Source organism: Andreprevotia lacus DSM 23236 (genome assembly GCF_900176275.1).
Classification (GTDB): domain Bacteria; phylum Pseudomonadota; class Gammaproteobacteria; order Burkholderiales; family Chitinibacteraceae; genus Andreprevotia; species Andreprevotia lacus.
The window spans coordinates 221,649-243,561 of sequence record NZ_FWXD01000002.1 but is presented as its reverse complement, the minus strand read 5'-3'; the positions used below and the strand labels follow the sequence as shown (position 1 = coordinate 243,561).

The following is a 21,913-nucleotide window of genomic DNA, read 5'->3' as shown; positions in this document are numbered from 1 at the left end:
GTGTTTCTGGGCATAGACATAGGCACAGGGTCGGCCAAGGTATTGCTGTTGTCTGCCGACGGCCACACACTGGCCGAAGCCGGCGGCAGCTACGCCGTCACCAGCCCGCGCGCCGGCTGGCATGAGACCGACCCGGCGCACTGGTGGCGCGTGGTACGCGATGCAATCCGCAGCCTGCCGGCCGAGCTGCGCAGCGCCGTGCAGGGCATAGGGCTGTCCGGCCAGATGCACGGCGTGGTGCTGTGCGATGGCAAGGGCATCACCCGCAACCCGGCCGTGCTGTGGCTGGACCAGCGCGCCACCGACATCCTGCCGGCGTTTCCTGCCGGCAGTGCCGAGCGCAACGGCAACGCACTGGCCCCCGGCATGGCCGGGCCGATCCTGGCGTGGTTCGCGCAGGGCATGCCGGATGTGCTGGCTGCCGCACGCTGGGCGCTGCAACCCAAGGACTGGCTGCGCCTCAAGCTGACCGGCGAAGCCGCCGCCGACCCGAGCGACGCCAGCGGCACCCTGCTGGCCGACCGCAACGGCCAGTGGGATCTCGCGCTGATCAACCGCCTGGGCCTGCCCGAGCGCTTGTTCGCACCACTGCACGGCTCGGCCGAATCTGCAGGCGAGCTGAGTAGTGCCATGGCGCGCGAGCTGGGCCTGCCGGTCGGCATACCTGTGGCCATCGGCGCGGGCGATACGCCAGCCGCCGCCTTTGGCAGCGGGCTGTATGACGATGGCGCAGCACAACTCACCACCGGCAGCGGCGCGCAACTGATCGTGATGCGCAACGCGCCAGCAGCGTATGCGCGCAATACCAACAGCTATTGCGCGGTACAAAACGACGGGCTGCCGGGCTGGTATGCCATGGCGGCCATGCTCAACGGTGGCGTGGCGCTGGAATGGGCGCGCAAGCAACTCGGCCTGAGCTGGGACGAGGTTTACCAGCATGCATTCGCACCGCAAGCGGCCGCCAGCCAGGTCGTCTTCCTGCCCTATCTGGCGGGCGAACGTTCGCCGTGGATGAACCCGGCTGCGCAAGCCGCCTGGGTGGGCGCACGCGCCAACGATGACGCCGGCACCCTGATGCGTGCAGCGCTGGAAGGCGTGGCCTGTGCCATCCGCGCCGGGCTGGATGCACTGCGCAACAACGGCATCGCACCGACACGGCTGCGCCTTGCCGGCGGTGGCTCGGTGCACCCGCAATGGCAGCGGCTGCTGATCGACACGCTGGGCCTGCCCATGGATGCTGTGGCCTGCCCCAATGCATCGGCACGCGGCGCAGCACTGCTGGGCGGCATGGCCGCCGGGGCATTGCACCTGGCCGATGTGCGCCGGCTGGCCCCGGCCATCACCCCGCTGGGTGAACCGCAGGGCAGCAATGATGCCCGCTATCAACGATTTCTGGATTTGTATCGCCGGCTGGAAGGCTGGTTCGACGGGGCTGCCGCATGCGCATCGACATCCTGACCGCCGGCTGCATGGTGGCCGATCTGCTGGCCTATCCGGTCAACCAGTTTCCGGCACGCGGCAAACTCGGCAACGTCGAACGGGTCGGCGCGCACCTGGGAGGCTCGGCCGCCAATACCGGCGCGCATCTGGTCAGCCTGGGCTATCGCGTCGCCATTGCCGCAGCGGTGGGTGACGATCTGCTCGGCCGCGTGGTGGTTGGTCTGGCCGAGGAGGCAGGGCTGGATACACGCTGGCTGAGCCACAAGCCGGGCAGCCATTCGGCCGCCACCATGGTGATGGTTGCCCCCGATGCCGAGCGCAGTTTCCTGCAGGCCACCGGCGCGCAGGGGCTGTTGAGTGCCGCGGACATCCCGCTCGTTGCTGCCCGTGCAGCCGGAGCACGCGCTTTTCATCTGGCCGGCTATTTTGCGCTGCCGGCGCTGGAGGCCGGTGACGGCAGCCCGGCCGTGGCGCTGCTGCGCGAAGCCACCGCGTTGGGCTATCTGACCGCGCTGGATGGCGTGTGGGATGCACACGCGCGCTGGCGCCGGGTGATTTCGCCGCTGCTACCGTGGATAGACGTATATACCCCCAGTCGTGACGAAGCCGAACACATCGTCGGCGCGACCGACCCGCATGAACAGATCGACCAGTTGTTTGCGCTGGGTGTGCGCAAGGTCGTCGCCGTCACCGATGGTGCGCACGGCGCGTGGATCGGCGATGCGGCGGGCTTGCGGTATCATCTGCCGCCCGCCAAGGTGGCCACCGTGGATACCACCGGCGCTGGCGATGCCTTTGCCGCCGGCCTGCTGGCCGCGCTGCTGGACGAACTGCCGCTGGCCGAGGCCGGGCGGCTGGCCAGCGCCTGCGGGGGACTATCCACCACCGTGTTCGGCGGCGGCAAGGGCTTTGCCCGGCGCAACGAGGCCGAAGCACTGGCCGCAACCATCATCCCCGTTGCCGCCAAGGCCGGGCAGGAGTCCGTATGAGCAACAACGCCCGTTTCGTCGTGTTTGGCGAAGCCCTGACCGACTTCATCCGCGAGGACGGCCCGCACTGGCGCGCGGTGGCCGGTGGCTCGTGCTGGAACGTGGCGCGCGTGGGTGCGCGGCTGGGTATTGCCACCGGCTTTGCCGGCGCGGTCAGCATGGATACCTTTGGCGACGAGATCGCCACCCTGTCGGCCGAGGCCGGGCTGGACCTGCGCTACCTGCAGCGCCATGCGCGTGCACCCTTCCTGGCCATGGTCACCTCCAAACACCCGCCGCAGTATTTCTTTATCGGTGATGACAGCGCCGACCTGCATTTCAACCCCGAGCGCCTGCCCGCCGGCTGGCTGGATGATGCGCAGATCGTGCACTTCGGCTCGATCAGCCTGTACCGCCAGCCGCTGGCGGCACGCCTGCTGGATACCGCCGCCGCAGTGAAGGCGGCCGGCAAGCGCATCTGCTTCGACCCCAACTACCGCGCGCTGATGGACAGCGGCTATCGCCCCATCCTGCAGCGCATGGTGACGCTGGCTGACTACATCAAGATCTCCGACGAGGACATCGCCCACCTCTTCCCCGGCGTGAGCGAAGGCGACGCGCTGGCCATGCTGCGCAGCTGGGCTCCGCAGGCCAGCATCCTGTTCACGCGCGGCGCGGCCGGCATGAGCCTGCTGACGCCGACAGCCACGGTCGAGCGCGGCGTGTATGCGGTCGAGGTCAAAGACACCGTGGGCGCCGGTGACGCCAGCATGGGCGGCTGGATGGCCAGCCTGCTGACACGGCCGGGTGCGGCTTTATCGGCACATCTGGACTTCGCCGCCGCGACTGCGGCAGCAGCATGCCGGCATAATGGCGCCTACGCGCCCGGCTGGGCAGAGGTCGAGGCACTGATTGCCGAGGCCGGGACGAAGAACGATGGATAACGCACCCAACCTTACCCCGCTTGCGGATCACCGCATGCAACTGATCATGACCTTGCTCGCCAACAAGGGCGAATGCCGCGTACGCGAGCTGGCCGAGCAGTTCAAGCTGTCCGAAATGACCGTGCGGCGCGACCTGCAGGAGCTGGAAGCACGCGGCCTGCTCAAGCGCGTGCACGGCGGCGCGGTGCTGATCAGCCACGACGTGGGCTACCCGCAGCGCGTGCAGCAGGGCCAGGCGCAAAAGCAGCGCATCGGCCATACCGCCGCCAGCCTGCTGCGCAACGGCATGGCCATTTATCTGGATGCCGGCACCACGGCGATGGAAATCGCCCGCGCCATCCGCAGCGGCCTGCCCGACGTGCGCCAGCTGTCCATCGTCACCCACGGCATCAACATCGCCACCGAGCTATCGGGCCAGACGCCGTACAGCCTGCATCTGATCGGCGGCGAGGTTTACCAGAACGCCTTCAGCACCGTCGGCCCGGCCGCGCTGGAGCAGATTGCCGGCTTCCATTTCGACCTGTTCTTCATGGGCGCCGGTGGCGTCGATACGCTGGCCGGCTGGACCAACTCCAACCATCAGGAAGCGCAAGTAAAACGCGCCGTGATGGCGCGCAGTGCGGAAACCTGCGCCATCGTCGGCAGCGACAAATGGGGCCAGCGCACCTTTGCGCCGGTTGCCCGCTTCGAAGACGTGCGCAGCTGGATCGTCGACCGAGAACTGCCGGCCGACGCCATGCGCATTGCCGATCAGGTCGGCATGAGCGTGATTTACGCGGATTGAGCGGCTTGCGGGCCGCTCAGGCGGTCTGCCAGCCCGGTCAGCTCCAGCGCCAGCAACAGGCGCTCCAGCCCGATGGCAAAGCCGGCCCCTTCACGATAGGCACCACCGCCAGCCAGCTGCTGTTGCGCCCCAAGCACGGGGCAGCGGATCTCGAAGCCATCGCCATCAAGGTAGTAGCTCAAACCGCGCCGCGTGGATTCAACCGTCTCGTATTCCAGCCCCAGTCCGTCCAGAAAGCGCCGGCACAGCGCCAGACTGGCGATCCGCGCTGCCTGCGGATCGGCACACAGGTACTCAAAGCCCAACTGGGTAAACTCGCGGTAGCGCCCGGCCTGCGGCCGCTCGTAGCGATAGCAGCGGGCGATGTAGAAGCATTGCGCTTCGCGCCGGCGGCGCAGGAATTGCGCGGCTTGCTCCTGAAACAAGGCAGTGGCCTCGGGGATCAGGCAGCAGGCGCGCCCTTTTTTGTCGGCAAAGGCCCACATCTGGTCGAGGATTTCACTGCCACCCGCCTTGTCGATAAAGGTGGCCTGCAACCAGAGCGCGGGCAGGATGACTTCCTCTGCGCCAGCGTCAATGAAGGCTGCTCCGGAATGCTGCCTCCAGCGCGCGCAGTTGCATGGTTTGTTGGCCGGTGTAGATCTTGGTGCCTCGTATCATGGTGATGCTCCTGAACAGTGATGTGCCGCGAAGGGCAATAAAAAAGGCGCCCGAAGGCGCCTTGGTGTACTGGACGACGGCGTTGGCTTATTGCCAGCGGCCATCTCCAGAGCGAACAACACCCCGGCGCCGGAACGGGCCGTGGTGATGTCGAATGGGGGTGCTGAAATACGCAGTCATGATGTGATCATGCACGAGGCAGGGGCAAGTCACAAGCAGGCATGCCAATACAGGCGGGATGTCCTGTCCGCTATCGGCGGCTACTCGGCGCGCTAACCATCAGCGACACGAATCGTGACGTCCATGTCTCGCAAGCCCGCTGGCGGCTCGTCCGCCCCCCATGCATGGCACTCCAGCGTCAGCTCATGGTTGCCGAGGAATACCACAAAGCCGACAACAAGCTCCCCCGCGTGGCCGGTGACAAGCGGGCTTGCCAGCGTGAACGCTTCGCTTGGCAACGCAGGATGCTTGATGGTCAGGAAATAGCCGCTGTTGCTGGGATCGACTTGATAAGCCGGCACTTCAATCACGGCTTGCAGCATTTCCGGGGGTACGATGCCATTCAACAGATGGCGTAGTGCAGTCTGCTCAAACCCGCGTATCACTGCGCCTCTCCAATGGTGTTGGCAGCCATGGCTGATGTGCCCTCAAGCCCACGCCTCACTTTGCGGTCGAAAAAATAGCGGCTCATTGGCCGCTATTTTTGTGCTTCAAGCTCAGGAGTCGTTCTTCTTCAGCTCTTCCACCAGATCGATGTATTGCTGCATGGCGGCATCATTGGCAGTGCCTTTGAGCTTGGCCCATGCATCGTACTTGGCCTGAGCGACGAAGTTGATGGCGCTGGGGCGGTCGCCGCTCACATCACCTTCGCTGGCTTGCTTGAACAGCGCATAGAGCTTGAGCTTGGTTTGCACGTCGGGTGCGTCGTTGAGGTTGACGACTTCATCCTGCGCGGTCTTGAAACGGCTTGCGAGGTCGGACATGAAAGACTCCTGTTCATTTTCAAACAATTGTTTGAAGTCGCACCAGTATAGCGCCGTGCGATGCACATTCCAAACACGGGAAAGCCTGTAAAGCGTCGTTCACTGTAGCAGCCGCCATGCATGGATCAAGCCACCGGCAATTCATCCGCCCGAACAGCAAGGAACCCGGTCAAGCCGGGTTCCCGATAGACCTGCTCCGTCACTGGGGATTTTGAATCCCCTGTCAGGCTTGATAAACCAGCTTGCCCTTGACCAAGGTATAGCGCGCACGGCCCAGCACTTCCATATTGGCGAACGGCGTGTTCTTGCCCTGGCTTTTCAGCGTTTGCGGCGTGACGCGCCAGGCTTCGTCCGGGTCGAACACCAGGAGGTCGGCACGGCTGCCCACGGTCAGCGCGGCGGTGAAGCCCAGCTTGGTGGCCGGGAAGCTGGAAATCTTGGCCAGCGCCTGCACCAGCGGCACTTTCTGGCTGCGCGCCCACGCCAGGGTCAGCGGCAGCAGCAACTCAAGGCCGGTAGCGCCGCGTTCGGCTTCGGCAAACGGCAGCAGCTTGCCGTCGTCGTCCACCGGGCTGTGGTCGGAGCAGATGGCGTCGATGGTGCCGTCGGCCAGCGCGGTGGCAATCGCGTCGCGGTCGCGCACGCTGCGCAGCGGCGGGTCGAAGCGGTACTGGCTGTTAAAGTAGCCGATATCCACGTCGGCCAGGTGGATGTGGTTCATGTCCACGTCGCAAGTGATGGGCAGGCCTTCCTGCTTGGCGGCGCGCACCAGCGCAATGCCGTCCGCGCTGGACAGGCGGGTGATGTGGATGCGGCAACCGGTGGCGCGCATCAGTTGCACGATCTGCGCAATCGCCAGGGTTTCGGCAATCACCGGGATGCCGGTGAGGCCAAGACGCGAGGCGTATTCGCCATCGTGCGCCACGCCGTCGTTGACCAGACTGGCTTCTTCGGGCCGCAGGCGCAGCTCGAAGTTGAAGGTGGCCGCGTACTGCATGGCGCGGTACAGCACCTGCAGGTCGGCAATCGGCACATCGCCTTGCGAGAAGGCTACACAGCCAGCTTCGCGCAGCTGGGCCATCTCGGTGATTTCCTTGCCCTTGAGGCCGACAGTGAGCGCACCTACCGGGTAGAGCCGCGCCAGATCGTGCTTGCGCGCGCGCTGGCGCAAATTCATCACCAGGCCCGGTTCGTCCAGCGGCGGGTCGGTATCGGGCGGGCAGACGATGCTGGTGACGCCGCCTGCCACGGCTGCAGCCATTTCGCTCGGCAAGGTGGCTTTGTATTCAAAGCCCGGCTCGCGCAGGCGCGCGCACAGGTCCACGAGCCCTGGTGCGACGACGAGGCCGGTCGCATCGATATCCAGCTCGGCGACGAAACCGGCCGGCGCACTGCCGACACCGACGATCTTGCCGTCGGCCAGATACAGGTCGGCTTGCGCATCGGTGCCATTGGCCGGGTCAATCAGGCGGCCATTGCGGATGACGGTGTTCTTGGTCTCTATCATGCTTGCGCCCCCTGGCCACGCTGGTTTTCGGACACGATGGCCATCACGGCCATGCGCACGGCAATGCCGAAGGTCACTTGCGGCAGGATCACCGCGCGGTCGCCGTCGGCCACGGCCGAGTCGATTTCGACACCACGGTTCATCGGCCCCGGGTGCATCACGATGGCATCGGGGTGGGCATGCGCCAGTTTTTCCGGCGTCAGGCCGTAGTATTTGAAGAATTCCTGCGTCGAGGGCAGGAAGGCGCCGCTCATGCGCTCGTTCTGCACGCGCAGCATGATCACCACGTCCACATCCTTCAGGCCGGCGGCCATGTCGTGGTAAACGTGCACGCCCAGGCTCTCGATGCCCACCGGCAGCAGTGTCTTGGGTGCGATCACGCGGATTTCCGGGCAGCCCAGCGTGCTGAGCGCATGGATGTCCGAGCGCGCCACGCGCGAATGCAGGATGTCGCCGACGATGGCCACACGCAGCTGGGTGAAGTCGCCCTTGTAGTGGCGAATGGTGTACATGTCCAGCAGCGCTTGCGTCGGATGCGCGTGGCGACCGTCGCCGGCGTTGACCACGGCGATGCCCGGCTTGGCGTGCTCGGCAATCAGATAAGGCGCGCCGGATTGCGCATGACGCACCACGAACATGTCGGCACCCATGGCCTCCAGGTTCTGGATGGTGTCGAGCAGCGTTTCGCCCTTGGCGGTGCTCGATGCCTGGATGTTCAGGCTGGTGACGTCGGCACTCAGGCGCTTGGCGGCAATTTCAAACGTGGTGCGGGTGCGGGTGCTGTTCTCGAAGAACAGGTTGAACACCGAGCGGCCGGCCAGCGCGTTGAACTTGCGCGTGCCGGCGTCGCCAGCAGCAATGTATTCGGCCGCGCGGTCGAGGATCTGGTTGAGGATGCGCTTGGGCAAGCCTTCGGTCGTCAGCAGGTGGATCAACTCCCCCTGGCTGTTCAGTTGCGGATTGAGCATGGATTATCCCGGACGCGATGCACCGGCCACGCAGGGCCGATGGAGATTTGGAGGGTGCTGGGGCGGAATTTTCGATCATTCGGGCGCGGCTGACCAGCCTTAACATGCAAGCGGCCCGCCTGACGGCCGTAACACACGCACGTTTCCGGGTTTAGCCCTTTCCTTGGGCTACAGGCGCGCGTTCGTCGGGCGCCACTGCGGCAGCGAAGGCGGAGGTGTGGAATCAAGCAAGGGGGTGGTATTTCTCCTGCCACGACAGCCTGGAGCACAACTCGGCCAGCTCTGCGGGTTCAACCAGGACAGCGTATGTGCGTGGCAAGAGGCCTACTGCACCGGATCACGCGACTGATAGGCGCGCAGTTCGCGCTGCCAGTCGGCATTGCCGGCCAGTTGCTGGACAGACTGGGCAAGGAAATCGGCCAGCTCGGCATCGCCATTGGGTGAAAACAGGCAGCGCTCATAACTCTGGTTGCGTGGCTGCAGCAGCAAGCGTGGAAACTGCGCACCATATTCACGCCGCATCCAGACCGTCACACTGGCTGGCATGGTGATGAAATCGACCCGCCCGGCCAGCAGCATGCGCAATGACGAGCCGTAGTCGGCGGCGTCGTAGCGCTTGATGTGCTCGCTGTCGATGGCATCGGCCAGATCAGGGTAGCGGTGGCCAAGCAGCCCGCCAAACTGAAGGCTGCCACCCTCCTTGAGCTGCGACAGCTGCAAGGGCTTATCGCGCCGGCTCAACCACCAGTCGGTATCGCGCAGCACAGCCGGCGTCCAGCGATAACGCTGGCGCGATGCATCGCCAAACCAGAGCGGATTGGCCCACGGCACCACCCAGCCGCTCTCGGCACGCACGACTTCCAGATCAAGCCGGCGGCGCGGCATGACCACGACCTCGAAATGGAAACGTCCGCTGCCCAGCCGGTTGAGCTGATCGGCCAGCACATAGGTCAAGCCTTGCCCGGGCACGGTCACGAAAGGCGGTGCGTCATAGTAGTTGTACAGCACGATCTGCCGCACGGCCGCCTGTGCCGGCGCAAACACCAGTAGCAGCAGCAGGGCACAGATGCGCAGCAAGCAGGCCATGATGGCCTCCCGAGGGGACATATCCTGATTATATGGTGCGCCGCTTGCACCACCCAGTAAGGGCTTGTCGCTAGGGTCCACCGGCATCGGCCTCATGCAGGCCTGACGGGGATCAGCCGGCCCCAGCCAACCAGCTGTCGAGGATATTCATTGCCGCCACCTGATCCAGCGCAGGCTTTTGCTTGCGGCCTTTGAGGCCGGTCTGGTTCAGCGCCTGGCTGGCCTCGGCCGAGCTGTAGCGCTCGTCGACCAGTGCCACCGGCAACTGGAAGCGCCCTTCCAGCCGCTGCGCAAACTTGCGCGCCAACCGGCTGCTTTCCTGTTCGCCACCGTCTTCGGCCAGCGGCAGGCCCACCACCAGTTGTGCCGGCTGCCACTCGGCAATCAGCGTGGCAATGCGGGCAAAGCGGGTGTCATTGTCGATGGCGGCAATGGTTTCGACCGGGTGGGGAATGCCCAGCTCGGTGGTGCCGACTGCAACACCGATGCGTGCAGCGCCGAAATCGAATGCCAGCACGGTGCTCACGCGTGGCCGGCCTCGTCGGACAGCATGGCCATGTCGATGCCCAGCAGCTTGAGTGCGGCCTCGTAGCGCGCTTCGGCCGGCAGGCTGAAGATGATGTCCGGGTCGGCCTCGACCGACAACCAGGCATTCTGGGCGATTTCGTTCTCGAGCTGGCCAGCCTCCCAGCCGGCATAGCCGAGGGTGACGAACATCTGCTCCGGCCCGGACCCTTCGCCCACGGCCAGCAGGATGTCCTTGGAAGTAGTCAGGCCCATTTCGTCCGACACCGACAGGGTGGATTGCCAGTCGCCCAGCGGCTTGTGCAGCACGAAACCACGGTCGGTCTGCACCGGGCCGCCAAAGCACACCGGCAGCTCGGCCACGTCGGGCCGATGCAGTTCGACGTCGATCTGCTCGAACAACGTGGTCAACGACATGCCCAGCGGCCGGTTGACGATGACGCCCATTGCGCCTTGATCATTGTGATCGCACACAAAGGCCAGTGTCTTGGCAAAGATCGGATCGACCAGGTTCGGCATCGCGATCAGGAAGTGCTGCGAGAGATTCATGTCCATGCGGCAATTATCGCACATGGATTCCGCCGTTGAGCAGACCGCGCAGCAGCGTTAGCATCAACGGTCTGTGATGCATCCCACCGAATCCCATGTCCAACTCGACTGCCCTCGTCTGGCTGCGGCGCGATCTGCGCCTGCATGACCACGCCGCCTTTTATCACGCACTGAAACAACACCAGCGCGTGATTGCCGTATTCATCTTCGATCGCCCCATACTTGAACCACTGCCGCGCGACGACCGGCGCGTGGCCTTCATTCATGCCTCGCTCGCTGCGCTGCAGGCCGAGCTGCAACGCCACGGCAGCGATCTGGTGGTGCGGCATGACGACGCGCGCAGCGCCATTCCGCAACTGGCGGCCGAATTCGCCGCCGCCGCCGTGTATGCCAACCGGGATTACGAACCGGCAGCCATCGCGCGCGACGATGCTGTGGCGACCGCGCTGGCCGCGCAGGGCATCGCCTTCCACAGCAGCAAGGATCAGGTGATCTTCGAGCAGGACGAGGTGCTGACGCAGAGTGGCGGCATGTACAGCGTGTTCACGCCCTACAAGCGCGCCTGGCTGGCAAAACTGAATGACTTCTACGTGCGGCCCTATCCGGTATCGCGTTATCTGGATCGCCTGGCGACGTTGCCGGCACAGACACTGCCGGCGCTGGCCGAACTGGGCTTTGCCGACATCGACCCGGCTGCGCAGCGCATTCCCGCCGGCATCGACGGCGCCGAGCAGTTGCTGGCCGACTTTCTGCCGCGCATCGAGCGCTATCAGGAGCTGCGTGATTTCCCGGCGCGCAAGGGGCCGTCCTATCTGTCGGTGCACCTGCGCTTTGGCACGGTGTCGATCCGCGAGCTGGCCGCGCTGGCGTGGCGGCAAGGCGGCGCGGGGGCGGAAACCTGGTTGTCCGAGCTGATCTGGCGCGAGTTCTACCTGCAAATCCTCTGGCACCGGCCCGAAGTGGCCGGGCACGCCTTCAAGCCCGAATATGATGCGCTGCCCTTCCCCAACGATCCGGCACTGTTTGCCGCGTGGTGCGAGGGCCGCACCGGCTATCCGCTGGTGGACGCCGCCATGCGCCAGTTGAACCAGACCGGCTATATGCACAACCGGCTGCGCATGGTGACGGCCAGCTTTCTGGTGAAAGACCTGCTGATCGACTGGCGCTGGGGCGAACGCTACTTTGCCGAAAAACTGATCGATTTCGATCTGGCGGCCAACAATGGCGGCTGGCAGTGGGCTGCCAGCACGGGTTGTGATGCACAACCCTATTTCCGCATTTTCAATCCGGTCAGCCAGTCAGAAAAGTTCGATGCGGACGGCCGCTTCATCAAGCGCTATTGCCCCGAGCTGGCCATGCTGTCCGGCAAGGATATCCATGCACCATGGCTGGCCAAGCCCCTGTCGCTGCAGGCTGCAGGCATCGTGCTGGGCCGCGACTATCCGGCGCCGGTGGTGGATCATGCCGTGCAGCGTGACAAGGCACTGGCCTTGTTCAAGAAAAACTAGGCAATGATGCCCAGCCAGCGCGCCGCGTAGAACCCGCCAAACAACAGCGGCTGGTGCAGCAGATAAGTCAGCAGGCTGTGCCGCCCCAGCCAGGCCAGCCAGCGTGGCGCACGCGCGCCGATGTCGCGGGCCAGTGGCCGCTGCGCATAGCCATGGCGCTGCCATAGCGCAGCGCCGGCGATGCCGATCAGCACCACGCCCAGCCAGGGGAACAGCGGCACGTAATCCTCGGTCTCCGGCAGATGCGTCACGAAACCCAGGCAGCTGAGCGCCTTGTGATCGAACAGCGGCGATTGCAGGGTCAAGCCCGCCACCAGCGCCGCAACCCCCAGCAAGGCATTCCAGCGCCCCAGCGGCAGTGCTGCACGCCCCAGCAGCGATGCAATGGCGATGAAGTGCAGGATGCCGAAATAGATATAGCCGGTGGGGAAGATCAAGCGGCTGCCTATGGTAACCAGTAGCGCGCTGCCGGCAATCTGCAGCCAGCGCTTGCCAAAGCCGCGCGCCGAGCCTTGCTGCGCCAGTTGCAGACTGATGCCAACCAGCAAGAGGAAGGACGTGACGATGATGGCGCGCCAGCCGGTCCAGAACCAGTGCTCGCGCAACTGGAACTGCGTGATGCGAAATAGCGTGGTGTCGTAGCAGAAGTGGTAGGCGATCATCATCGTGACCGCACAACCACGCAGCACGTCGATGATGGGGAGGCGTCTGGTTTGCATGGCGCGAGTATAACGGCAACGCCAGGCACCGCAGCTGCCGGTATGTATCAGCGTACCCTCCCCCTGCAAATGCAAAAGCCCGGCATGAGCCGGGCTTGGCATGGCCAGCGCTTACCCCCGCTTATGCGGGCTGCAGATGACGCCCGGCATAGCGGCGCGCCATCGCCTCCAGCGGCAGCGGCGCAAGGCGTGACCCCTGGCCGGCGCTGCCGAAAGCTTCGTAGCGCGCTTCGCACACCGCGCGCATGGCGGCGATAGCGGGCTTGAGATAGCCGCGCGGGTCGAACTCGGCCGGGTGCAGCGCAAAGTGGCGGCGGATGGCCGCGGTCATGGCCAGGCGCAGGTCGGTGTCGATATTGATCTTGCGCACGCCGTAGCGGATGGCGCGCTGGATTTCCTCGACTGGCACGCCCCAGGTCGGCTTGAGCTCGCCGCCGTAGCGACGGACTTCCTCCAGCAGCTCTTGCGGCACGCTGGACGAGCCATGCAGCACCAGATGCGTTTCCGGGATGGCCTGATGGATTTCCCGCACGCGGTCTATGGCCAGCACAGCGCCGGTGGGTGGGGAAGAGAACTTGTAGGCGCCATGACTGGTGCCAATGGCAATCGCCAGCGCATCGACCTGCGTGGCGGCGACAAAGGCACGCGCCTGCTGCGGATCGGTCAGCAATTCATCGTGATCCAGCGCACGGTTGGCACCCACGCCGTCCTCGGCTTCGCCCACGCCGGTATCGAGCCGGCCCAGACAGCCCAGTTCGCCCTCGACCGACACGCCACGTGCGTGCGCCAGCTGCACTACCTCGCGCGTGACGGCCACGTTGTAGTCGTAGTCGGCCGGGGTGGCGCCGTCCTCGCGCAACGAGCCGTCCATCATCACGCTGGAGAAACCCATGTCCATCGCGCTGCGGCACACCTGCGGCGTGGTGCCGTGATCCTGGTGCATGACGATGAGCAGATGCGGGTAGCTCTTTACCGCCGCCTCGATCAGCTTTTGCAGGAAGTTCTCGCCGGCATAGCGGCGCGCACCGGCCGAGGCCTGCAGGATGACCGGGCTGTCGGTGGCGTCGGCCGCCTGCAGGATGGCCTGCACCTGCTCCAGGTTGTTGACGTTGAAGGCAGGCACGCCATAGCCGTAATCGGCGGCGTGATCGAGCACCTGGCGTAGCGAGACGAGTGGCATGGCAGACTCCGGCATGAGCAATGGCTTGTGCAATGCACAAACATTAGTCCTGCCTGTAAGCCGCCCCCAATCGGGATATTCGGCATTGGGGAAAGTACGGAAACCACTGCTTGCAACGCGCAATTACCAGTGGGCGCCATACACAAAACCCTGCTGGCAACCGCGCCGCAGTCCGAAAAACAGACAGGCCATCCAAGGATGGCCTGTCTGCATTACAGCCTGTGCGGCGTGCGGTCAGCGCGCCTGACCGGCCGGCACCACGTGTACGCGCTCGTAATCGACGCCGCGTTCCAGCAGTGTTTCGACGCGCACCTTGCGGATCTGCTCGCCATCCCACCACTCGACCAGTCGGCCACGGCGGAACCAGCCCACCGGCACCAGCAGGCTTTGCGGTGCCTTGAGCGAGGTCACCGGCGGCAGCGACATGCCTTCGTTCCAGCCACGGCGGTCCGAATGCGCCAGCTCGACCGGGCGCAGCATGGCCGCAGCCGGTTGGCCCGGCAGCAGGCGCACACCGATGGACAGCCACGGCTCGCCCTCGTGATCTTCCTGTTGCAGCCAGCGCACCACGGCGGCAAAGAACTTGCCGTCCAGATCGACCACGATAAGCTGTTGCAGCGCAATGCGGGTGCCATCCGTAGCGCGGCGCGCCAGTCGCAAGCCTTGGGCCGATTCGTTGCGCACATGCCATGGCTCGCGCACCGGCGCATCCACCTTGGGCTTCACGCCGGCCGGCGAACGCTGGCCAAACAGCGCAAAGCGCACGGCATCTTCTTCCTTGAGCGAACTGGGGCCGTCGTCCGGCGGGCCGAACTCGCTGCCGCCGATCAGGGCGGCCTGTTTGGTCAGGCCGAATACCACTTCGATGCTGCGATCAGTACGGTGGCGCACCGAGCGCTCGCTCGGGTGCTCACACCAGGTGCGGTATACATCCACCAGCAGCCCTTCGATCACGCTGCCGGCAAACTGGGTGCCCAGGCCGAGCTTCTCGGGGTTCTCGCCCTGGCGCAGCAGCTTGATGCGACGCGACAGCGCCTGCGCCAACTGGAAGGTGTCCAGCTCGCGGATGGTCGGGCCGGACAGGCGCGGCTCGACGCGGCGCGGCGGGCCCGGCTCGGCCAGATCGACCTGCAGGCTGCCACGCCCCGGCAACGACGGCGCCAGCTCGGACAGCGGCGCACGCTGCGCCAGCATGGGCAGGCGCTCGTCCAGCCACAGGATTTGCCGGCCGGTGAAGTGGAACGGCGATGCCGCCGACAGCAACAGCACCTGGATGAATACCTGTTGCGGCGTTGCCACGCCGGACAGGGTCATCAGGCTGTCCTTGGCCGGCTTTTCGCTCAGCTGGTGCGTTTCGGCCAGCTGATAGTAGCCAAACAGGTCTTCCCACAACGGGGTCGGAATAGGCTGGAACACCAGCAGTGATTCACGCGCCTGCAGGCTGAGGTAGCGCAGGCTGCGCTGCGCCAGCAGCGCCTTGTGCTCGGCAGTGCCTTCGTCGCCTTCCAGCGCGGCACGCCAGCAGCGCGCATAGACACGCCCCAGCAGGCCCCACAGCTGGCCCACACCGCGCCAGGTTTTTTCTTCGTCCGGTGCCAGCGGCAATGCGCGGCCGACGATGCGGTCAATCAGCGTGGACTGGGTCAGGTGCACGGGCTCGCGCATCAATTCCAGTATTTTCAGCGTTTCGTACGGTGCGATGGCACTGTCGAGCAGTGCTTCGAACGCTTCAACGAATTCGGCATGCACCACGGGTGCATTGATCAGGGGCAGCAGCTGCAGCCAGGCCTTGGCAGACCGGGCATCTTCAAATGGCGGCGTGGTCAGGCCGGTAGCTGCAGGCAGGCGCGTCAGGTCAGTCATCACCAATCCTATGCGAGCGAGGCGTCAAACAATACGCGAATTTGCGCGCGCAATTGTGTCAGTTGGGCCGCCGTCACCGGCGACACGGCATCGGGGCGGCGCGGGGCTGCCCAGATCGGGTCCGGAAAATGGCGGTCACCATGCCAGCGCGGGATGACATGCCAATGCAGATGCGGCACGACATTGCCCAAACTGGCCAGATTGATCTTGTCTGGATCAAGTGTAGCCCGGATTACCCTCTCTACGGCAAACACGCGTTGCATCAGCGCGATTTGCTGCTCGGCAGGCAACTCGGTCATCTCGGCGACATGCGCGTTGAGTACCACCCGGCACAGGCCCGGATAGCCCGGTTCATTGGCCAGTATCACCCGGCACATCTCGTCACCGGCCAACACTTCCCCACCTGCCTCCTGGCAGAGTACACACTGCGCATCCATCGTCATTTCCTTATGCTGGGCAGGATTATTGAACAAGCGGGCCGGATAAACAACGGGGGCGTAACCTTGCGGTCACACCCCCGTTATTTTGCTGACTTTGTATCCAGACTCAAAGCAGCACGCGTTCGATACCGCCGTTGCGTGCTTTTTCCACATATTCGGGCATCCAGTCGTTGCCCAGCACATGCTTGGCGATCTCGACCACGATGTAATCGGCGGTGGTGCCGGCATCGTCATCATACCGCTGCAAGCCCTGCAGACAGGACGGGCAACTTGTGAGGATTTTCACATTTGCATCCTGAGTTGTACCTTGTTCAGCGGCGCGTGCACGCGCTTTTTCGGCACCCTTGATCATTTCCTCTTCCTTGCGGAAGCGGACCTGGGTGGCGATATGCGGCTGCGAAGTACCGAAAGTGCCCGATTCGCCGCAGCAGCGGTCATTCAGGTCCACCTGCGTGCCCATCAGCTGGTTGGCCACGTCGATACCCTTGTACTGCTTCATCGGTGTATGGCACGGTTCATGGTACATGTACTGCGTGCCAGCCACGCCCTCTAGGCGCACGCCCTTTTCCAGCAGGTATTCATGGATGTCCAGCAGGCGGCAGCCGGGGAAAATCTGCTCGAACTGGTACTTTTGCAGCTGGTCCATGCACGTGCCGCAACTGACGATCACCGTCTTGATGTCGAGATAGTTCAGCGTATTGGCCATGCGGTGGAACAGCACGCGGTTGTCGGTGGTGATTTTCTCGCCCTTGTCAGCCTGCCCCGCAGCCGCCTGTGGATAGCCGCAGCACAGATAGCCCGGCGGCAGCACCGTGGTGGCGCCGACGTGCCACAGCATGGCCTGCGTGGCGAGGCCCACCTGGCTGAACAGGCGCTCCGAACCACAACCCGGGAAGTAGAACACCGATTCCTGCTCTTCCATCGCCAGCTTGGGGTTGCGGATCACCGGGATGGTGGCTGCATCTTCCACATCCAGCAGCGCACGTGCGGTCTTCTTCGGCAACTTGCCCGGCATGGGCTTGTTGATGAAGTGGATGATCTGCGTCTTGATCGGCGGCTTGCCCAGGGTGGCGGGCGGCTGCTTCTTGATCGCATTGGTCAGCCCCAGCTTCTTGCCCAGCGCATAGCCGATGCGCTGCGCCTTCACGCCCCACTCGATCGACACCTTGCGCACCAGCTTGATGGTGGCCGGGTCTTTCAGCGTGAGGAAGGCCATGCCCAGTGCCGATACCGGGTTGAACTTCTTCTTGCCTTCCTTGCGCAGGAAATTGCGCATCGCCACCGATACGTCGCCAAAGTCGATCTTGACCGGGCACGGGTTCACGCAGCGGTGGCAGACCGTGCAATGGTCAGCCACATCGCCCAGCTCGTCGAAGTGCTTGAGCGACACACCACGGCGCGTCTGCTCTTCGTACAGGAAAGCTTCGGTCAACAGGCCAGTGGCCAGGATCTTGTTGCGCGGGCTGTACAGCAGGTTGGCACGCGGCACGTGCGTGGTGCACACCGGTTTGCACTTGCCGCAGCGCAGGCAGTCCTTGATCGAGTCGGAAATCGCGCCGATGTCCGATTGCTCAAGGATCAGCGATTCTGCGCCCATCAGGCTGAACGACGGTGTATAGGCGTTTTCCAGGTCGGCGCCCGGCAGCAGCTTGCCCTTGTTGAAACGCCCCTGCGGATCGACCTTGGCCTTGTAGGCTTCGAACGGCGCCAGCTCGTCGCGGGTCAGGAATTCATACTTGGTGATGCCGATGCCGTGTTCGCCCGAAATCACGCCGTTCAGGTCACGCGCCACCTGCATGATGCGTGCCACGGCCTTGTGGGCACGCTGCAGCATGGCGTAGTCGTCCGAGTTCACCGGCAGGTTGGTGTGCACGTTGCCATCGCCGGCATGCATGTGCAGCGCCACCCAGGTACGGCCCTTGAGCACTTGCTGGTGAATGGCCAGCACGGCATCCAGAATCGGCTTTTCGTTGCGGCTGGAGAACATGGCTTCCAGATCGCTCAGCAGCTCGCGCTTCCACGAGATGCGCAACACGAAGTCACGCAGCGCCAGGAATACGCTTTGCGGCATTTCTTCGGCGCTGAGCTGCTTTTCCAGCGGCATGCCGGCAAAGTTGGCGGTATAGGCCTCGAAGGCGTCATCGAGGTGATCACGCACCCATTGCCAGTGCGTGCGGGCACGCGTGATCAGCTCCAGGGCGGCCTCGCGGCGCTCGCCCACCAGCGCCTCGCGCGACAGCGGCGTATCGGCAAAGTCGACCGGCAAGGTGCCTTGCGAGAAGAAGGCTTGCAGCGTGTCGAGCAATTCCAGCTTGTTGTCGATCGACAGCTCGATGTTGATGCGCTCGATGGCATCCGAATACTCACCGAGGCGCGGCAGCGGAATCACCACGTCCTCGTTGATCTTGAACGCGTTGGTGTGCTTGGCAATCGCGGCCGTGCGGGCGCGATCCAGCCAGAATTTCTTGCGCTGCTCGGCACTGGCAGCGATGAAGCCTTCGCCACCGCGTGCGTTGGCAAGACGCACTACCTGCGATGCGGCCTCGCCCAGCGCGATTTCATCGTCCGACACGATGTCGGCGATCAGCACCATCTTGGGCCGCCCCTTGCTCTTGGCCTTGGTGGCATAGCCCACCGCACGCACATAGCGCCAGTCCAGGTGCTCCAGGCCGGCCAGCTGCACGGCCGGGTGCGCGTCGAGGTAATCCTTGATCTCGACGATGGACGGCACGGCGCGGCTGACCTCGCCGAAGAACTCCAGGCAGACGGTGCGGATATGGTTGGGCATGCGGTGCAGCACGAAGCGCGCGCTGGTAATCAGCCCGTCAGTGCCCTCTTTCTGCACGCCCGGCAGACCGGCGAGGAATTTGTCGGTCACGTCCTTGCCCAGCCCCACCTTGCGGAACTGCTTGCCCGGAATGACCAGGGTTTCTTCGTTCAGCACCGTCTTGCCATCGGGCTTGTAGGTGGTGACGCGGAAGGATGCCTTCTCGGCATCGTGGATCTTGCCGAGGTTCTGGTCCTGCCGCTCGATGAATTTCCAGTTGCCGTCCGGGTCGACCATTTTCCACGACACGAGGTTGTCGAGCGCGGTGCCCCACAACACGGCCTTTTTGCCGCCGGCATTCATGGCCACGTTGCCGCCGATGCACGAGGCATCAGCCGAGGTCGGGTCAACGGCGAACACCAGGCCGGCATCTTCGGCGGCTTCCATCACGCGGCGCGTCACCACGCCGGCGCCACACTGGATGGTGGCGACCTTCTTGCTATGGCCGGGAATGTCGATGAACTCGACGCCGTTGTGGCGATCCAGCTTTTCGGTGTTGATGACGGCCGACAGCGGCGTCAGCGGCACGGCGCCGCCGGTATAGCCGGTACCGCCGCCACGTGGAATCACGGTCAGCCCCAGCTCGATACAGGCGGCCACCAGCGGCGCCATTTCCTCTTCGGTATCGGGTGCCAGCACCACGAAGGGATACTCTACGCGCCAGTCGGTGGCGTCGGTGACGTGCGACACACGCGCCAGACCATCGAAGCAGATGTTGTCGCGACGGGTGTGGCCGCTCATGCGCTTGAGCACTTTCTTGCGCAGCGCCGCCACATCGTGGAACTCACGCTCGAACGCGTCGACTGCACCGTGTGCCTTGGCCACCAGCTGGCCCACCTGCAGATTGTCCTGGCGGCGCTTCTCGATTTCGGTCAGACGGTGGCGCATGGCCGTCGTCAGCAGCTTGAGACGCTTGGGATTCTCGAGCAGGTCGTCCTGCAGGTACGGGTTGCGCTTGACGACCCATACATCGCCCAGCACCTCGAACAACATGCGCGCGGATCGGCCGGTTACCCGTTGCTGGCGCAATTCATCCAGCACCCGCCAACCATCGTGGCCGAGCAGGCGAATGACGATTTCGCGGTCGGAGAACGACGTGTAGTTGTACGGGATTTCACGCAGGCGCTCGGCCGCGTGCGGCAGAACGGTTCCGGTCTGGTCGGCGAGGGTGTGATCGGGCATTGCAGGCGATCTCGCAGGGCTGCTAAAGATCGGATTTTACCGGAAAAAACCCGGCCTTAAGCCCCAATTTGCTTATGGTTTTTGCGCTTACGGTTGCGCGGCATCAAGCTCGGGTTCCATCACCACCCGGTTGCGGCCTGCAGCCTTGGCCCGGTACAGCTGCCGGTCAGCCCGATCCAGCAGTGGCGCCAGCGTGCTTTCCAGCCCGCACTCGGCAATGCCAACACTGATGGTCAGGGTCAGGTCGGGGTGGATGCGCGTCCACGACCAGCCGCCGATCAGGCCGCGCAGGCGCTCGGCCACGTCGAAGGCATCGGCACAGCGGCGCCCGGGCAGCATCACCAGAAACTCTTCGCCGCCATAGCGCGCCACCAGATCATCCTGGCGGCAGCCGGACTTGATCAGCGCAGCCACCTGGCGCAGCACCTTGTCGCCCAGCGCGTGGCCGTACTGGTCGTTGACGCGCTTGAAGTGGTCGATGTCTATCATCAGCACCACCAGCGGCTTGACCTCGTCGCGCGCGCGCATGAACAGCTGATTGCCCTGCATGTCGATGCCGCGCCGGTTGAGCACGCCGGTCAGCGCGTCCTGACAGGCCATTTTCTCGACCCGCTTGAGTTCCTTGTGCTGGCTGGCACGCTGCTGCCTGAGCAGGGCGTTTTCCAGCCTGGCCTTTTCCATTTCCAGCTGCATCTGCAGCATGCGCAGCTTTTGCGGCGACGACTGGCGCAAGATGGCCAGATAGCCGCGATGATAGGCACGATAGGCCGCCAGGGCCTCATGCGGCTGGCCCAGCGCCTCATAGATGTAGCTGAGCTGCTCGTCGATCTGGAACTGCAGATGCGCCGCCGCAATGGCCTCTGCCTGCTGTTGCGCCTTCAACAACAGCTCCAGCGCGCGGATTTCGTTGCCGCGCGCCCGCGCCAGCTTGCCCAGCAGTAACTGGTTGAATGCCTCGCCCCACAGGTGGCCGTGGTCGCGGTTGACCTCCCACGCATGCAGCAGGCATTGCTCGGCATCGTCCAGCCGGCCCTGAGTCAGATAGATGTGGCCGATGCCGCTGTAGGTATCGGCCTCGTACTCACGGTGCATGCGCTGCTCGACCATGCGCAGCGCCTGTTGCAGCGGTTGCAGCGCCTCGTCGCAACGGTCGAGCCGGTGCAGGTCCACGCCCAGATTGATCAACACCGCGACCTTGAGGTTGTCGTTGTCCAGCGCGGTCAGGCCCTCTTCGGCCTTGAGGTGGTGCTCATAGGCCGACTGGAAATCATCGTGGGCGAAATAGATCTGCCCCATGCCGATCTGCGCGCGCACATAGGCTTCGTGCGCCTCGGCATCGAGCGAGGCACTCAGACAGGACGCCCAGTACTCGAGCGCGGTGTCATATTCGGCCAATACATAGTGCGCACGTGCGATTTCCTGCAGGCATTCCGCCACATGGATCTTGTAGCCATATTCCTCGCCCAGAAACATGCTGTGCCGCATCAGCGCAATCGCCTCGGCATAGGCGCCCTGCAGGATCTGCGCGCGCGCCTGATTGAGCAGCCCTTCGACATAGCCGAAATGGTAGTCGATGGACACTGCCATGCTGCACGCCTGCTCGGCCAGCACGCGTGCAGCATGGCTGCGGTCGCAGTACATGGCACGCGCTTGCTGGTTCAGCTCATCAACCAGATATTGGGAGGGGGGCTCGGCATTCATTGCAGCAGCATTAAACGGGACAGTTCATTAGTAGAGCAGATCGCCGGGCAATAGCAAGGAAGGCGCTCACAGCGCCATA

Annotated in this window: 18 protein-coding genes and 1 pseudogene; 5 read left to right on the top strand and 14 right to left on the bottom strand. The window is 64.3% G+C overall.

Annotation, left to right across the window (positions count from 1 at the left end; translation table 11 throughout):
• From B9A19_RS02785 to B9A19_RS02770, 4 genes are read left to right on the top strand one after another with little or no spacing between them, the layout of a single operon-like run.
• Positions 1-1,458, top strand: a complete 1,458-nt coding sequence (locus B9A19_RS02785) for a xylulokinase (protein ID WP_084089017.1) — start codon at positions 1-3, stop codon at positions 1,456-1,458.
• Positions 1,440-2,429, top strand: coding sequence for a carbohydrate kinase family protein (locus tag B9A19_RS02780; RefSeq protein WP_084089016.1), 990 nt, complete (start codon positions 1,440-1,442; stop codon positions 2,427-2,429). The genes B9A19_RS02785 and B9A19_RS02780 overlap by 19 nt, the downstream gene beginning before the upstream one ends.
• On the top strand, positions 2,426-3,352 hold the full coding sequence (locus B9A19_RS02775; RefSeq protein WP_084089015.1) for a carbohydrate kinase family protein: 927 nt from the start codon (positions 2,426-2,428) through the stop codon (positions 3,350-3,352). Before B9A19_RS02780 ends, B9A19_RS02775 begins: the two co-directional genes overlap by 4 nt.
• 34 nt (positions 3,353-3,386) lie before the next feature.
• Positions 3,387-4,136, top strand: a complete 750-nt coding sequence (locus tag B9A19_RS02770) for a DeoR/GlpR family DNA-binding transcription regulator (RefSeq protein WP_217806965.1) — start codon at positions 3,387-3,389, stop codon at positions 4,134-4,136.
• Here the strand turns inward: B9A19_RS02770 and B9A19_RS02765 are convergent.
• The 8 genes and pseudogenes from B9A19_RS02765 to B9A19_RS02730 form a co-directional block, all read right to left on the bottom strand.
• Positions 4,124-4,726: pseudogene (locus B9A19_RS02765) on the bottom strand (ATP phosphoribosyltransferase regulatory subunit); the annotation flags it as partial. The gene B9A19_RS02770 and the pseudogene B9A19_RS02765 sit on opposite strands and share 13 nt — an antisense overlap.
• Positions 4,727-5,068: 342 nt before the next feature.
• On the bottom strand, positions 5,069-5,401 hold the full coding sequence (locus B9A19_RS02760; RefSeq protein ID WP_139798616.1) for a hypothetical protein: 333 nt from the start codon (positions 5,399-5,401) through the stop codon (positions 5,069-5,071).
• A gap of 111 nt (positions 5,402-5,512) precedes the next feature.
• Positions 5,513-5,779, bottom strand: a complete 267-nt coding sequence (locus B9A19_RS02755; protein WP_084089078.1) for an acyl-CoA-binding protein — start codon at positions 5,777-5,779, stop codon at positions 5,513-5,515.
• Between the two features lie 223 nt (positions 5,780-6,002).
• The gene (locus B9A19_RS02750; protein WP_084089011.1) at positions 6,003-7,286 is read right to left on the bottom strand and encodes a dihydroorotase; all 1,284 of its coding nucleotides are present in this window, start codon (positions 7,284-7,286) and stop codon (positions 6,003-6,005) included.
• Complete coding sequence (locus B9A19_RS02745; RefSeq protein WP_084089010.1) at positions 7,283-8,254, bottom strand: aspartate carbamoyltransferase catalytic subunit; 972 nt, start codon at positions 8,252-8,254, stop codon at positions 7,283-7,285. The genes B9A19_RS02750 and B9A19_RS02745 overlap by 4 nt, the downstream gene beginning before the upstream one ends.
• Positions 8,255-8,578: 324 nt before the next feature.
• Positions 8,579-9,340, bottom strand: a complete 762-nt coding sequence (locus B9A19_RS02740) for a transporter substrate-binding domain-containing protein (protein ID WP_084089009.1) — start codon at positions 9,338-9,340, stop codon at positions 8,579-8,581.
• Positions 9,341-9,452: 112 nt separating this feature from the next.
• A complete protein-coding gene (gene ruvX / locus B9A19_RS02735) occupies positions 9,453-9,866 on the bottom strand; it encodes a Holliday junction resolvase RuvX (protein WP_084089008.1) in 414 nt (137 codons plus the stop codon).
• On the bottom strand, positions 9,863-10,420 hold the full coding sequence (locus tag B9A19_RS02730) for a YqgE/AlgH family protein (protein ID WP_084089007.1): 558 nt from the start codon (positions 10,418-10,420) through the stop codon (positions 9,863-9,865). The genes ruvX and B9A19_RS02730 overlap by 4 nt, the downstream gene beginning before the upstream one ends.
• A gap of 89 nt (positions 10,421-10,509) precedes the next feature.
• Here B9A19_RS02730 and B9A19_RS02725 point away from each other — a divergent pair, with 89 nt between their 5' ends.
• A complete protein-coding gene (locus tag B9A19_RS02725; RefSeq protein ID WP_084089006.1) occupies positions 10,510-11,922 on the top strand; it encodes a cryptochrome/photolyase family protein in 1,413 nt (470 codons plus the stop codon).
• Here B9A19_RS02725 and B9A19_RS02720 read toward each other — a convergent pair.
• The 6 genes from B9A19_RS02720 to B9A19_RS02695 all read right to left on the bottom strand — a co-directional run bounded on the left by B9A19_RS02720 (position 11,919) and on the right by B9A19_RS02695 (position 21,834).
• Complete coding sequence (locus B9A19_RS02720) at positions 11,919-12,641, bottom strand: heparan-alpha-glucosaminide N-acetyltransferase (protein ID WP_084089005.1); 723 nt, start codon at positions 12,639-12,641, stop codon at positions 11,919-11,921. The genes B9A19_RS02725 and B9A19_RS02720 overlap by 4 nt on opposite strands.
• Before the next feature lie 121 nt (positions 12,642-12,762).
• Positions 12,763-13,821 carry a class II fructose-bisphosphate aldolase gene (fba, locus tag B9A19_RS02715; protein ID WP_084089077.1) on the bottom strand — a complete coding sequence of 353 codons (1,059 nt, stop codon included), beginning with the start codon at positions 13,819-13,821 and terminating at the stop codon, positions 12,763-12,765.
• 234 nt (positions 13,822-14,055) lie between these two features.
• On the bottom strand, positions 14,056-15,684 hold the full coding sequence (locus B9A19_RS02710) for a cyclic-di-GMP receptor FimW-related protein (protein WP_084089004.1): 1,629 nt from the start codon (positions 15,682-15,684) through the stop codon (positions 14,056-14,058).
• An 8-nt stretch (positions 15,685-15,692) separates the two neighbouring features.
• Positions 15,693-16,121, bottom strand: a complete 429-nt coding sequence (locus B9A19_RS02705) for an HIT family protein (protein ID WP_217806964.1) — start codon at positions 16,119-16,121, stop codon at positions 15,693-15,695.
• A gap of 109 nt (positions 16,122-16,230) precedes the next feature.
• Positions 16,231-20,133, bottom strand: a complete 3,903-nt coding sequence (locus tag B9A19_RS02700; RefSeq protein ID WP_084089002.1) for a DUF3683 domain-containing protein — start codon at positions 20,131-20,133, stop codon at positions 16,231-16,233.
• Between the two features lie 87 nt (positions 20,134-20,220).
• A complete protein-coding gene (locus tag B9A19_RS02695; protein WP_084089001.1) occupies positions 20,221-21,834 on the bottom strand; it encodes a tetratricopeptide repeat-containing diguanylate cyclase in 1,614 nt (537 codons plus the stop codon).
• Between the last annotated feature and the right edge of the window lie 79 nt (positions 21,835-21,913).